This window comes from Streptomyces sp. NPDC030995, assembly GCF_055571215.1.
In genome coordinates, this window is the sequence record NZ_JBVIFS010000082.1 from 1 (window position 1) to 1,229 (window position 1,229).

2 protein-coding genes are annotated in these 1,229 nt (G+C 67.8%); both read left to right on the forward strand.

The annotated features are described in order from the left end of the window. On the forward strand, nucleotides 1-322 hold a 322-nt coding region (locus ACZ45T_RS39210; protein WP_468449274.1), incomplete at its 5' end, for a transposase. Beyond that, nucleotides 319-1,188: an IS3 family transposase gene (locus tag ACZ45T_RS39215; RefSeq protein WP_468449276.1), complete on the forward strand. Its 870-nt coding sequence runs from the start codon at nucleotides 319-321 to the stop codon at nucleotides 1,186-1,188. The genes ACZ45T_RS39210 and ACZ45T_RS39215, both read left to right, overlap by 4 nt. The last annotated feature ends 41 nt before the right edge of the window (nucleotides 1,189-1,229 follow it).

Genomic DNA, 1,229 nt, shown 5'->3' on the forward strand with positions numbered 1-1,229 from the left:
GGGAGGGATGTCCATGATGGAGAACATGCCGAAGAAGAAGCCGCGGCAGCGGCGGCAGTTCACGCCGGACTTCAAGGCCGAGATCGTCGAGTTGTGCCTGCGGGGAGACCGGTCGGTGCCCGATGTCGTCAGGGATTTCGACCTGACCGAGACCGCTGTCCGCCTCTGGCTGGCCCAGGCCGACGAGAGCCACCAGCCCAAGGACCTGGAGCGTGACGAACGCTCCGAGCTTGCCGAGCTGCGGCGGGAGAACCGCCGCCTGCGGGAGGACATTGAGATCCTCAAGCGGGCCACGGCTTTCTTCGCGAGGGGGACCCGGTGACGGTTGATCCGTTCATCGAGGCGGAGAAACAGGCAGGTCACAACGTCAAAAGGGCGTGTGAGCTGATGAAGGTCTCCCGGTCCGCCTTCTATCAGCGCCGCCAGGCCGTCACCCGCCCGCGGGCCCGACGTGATCAGGAACTGACCACGCTGATCAACGAGGTCCACACGCGTTCACGCGGCACCTACGGTGCCCCGCGGATCCACGCGGCCCTGCTGCGTGAGGGCCACGCCTGCGGCCGGCGCCGGATCGCCCGGCTCATGCGAGAGGCAGGCGTCGCGGGCCGGCACCGCCGACGCCGCCACCGCACCACCGTCCCCGACCCCCAGGCGGCCTCCCGCCCCGACCTGATCGGCCGCGACTTCCGCACCGAGTCAGCGGCCACCGACACGCGCTGGTGCGGGGACATCACCTACATCGACACAGGTCAAGGCTGGCTGTACCTCGCCACCGTGATCGACATCGCCTCCCGCCGCGTGGTCGGCTGGGCCACCGCCGACCACCTGGGCACATCCCTGGCAGCCGACGCCCTCACCAACGCCTGCCACCAACGCATGCCCGACGGACCGGTCGTCTTCCATTCCGACCGGGGCAGCCAGTACACCAGCCACGCGTTCGCCCAGCTGGCCTCCGACCACAACATCCGGCTCTCCGTCGGCCGCACCGGAGTGTGCTGGGACAACGCCCTCGCCGAGTCCTTCTTCGCCACCCTCAAGAACGAACTCGTCACCCGGCACCGGTGGCACACCCACGCTGCCGCCAGGACCGCGATCTTCGAGTACATCGAAGGCTGGTACAACACCCGCCGACTCCACAGCAGCCTCGGTTACCAAAGCCCAGCCGAGTACGAAAACACCGCAGCCTGAGCAACACATAGAACCTGTCCGCCAAACAGGAACAACCTCAG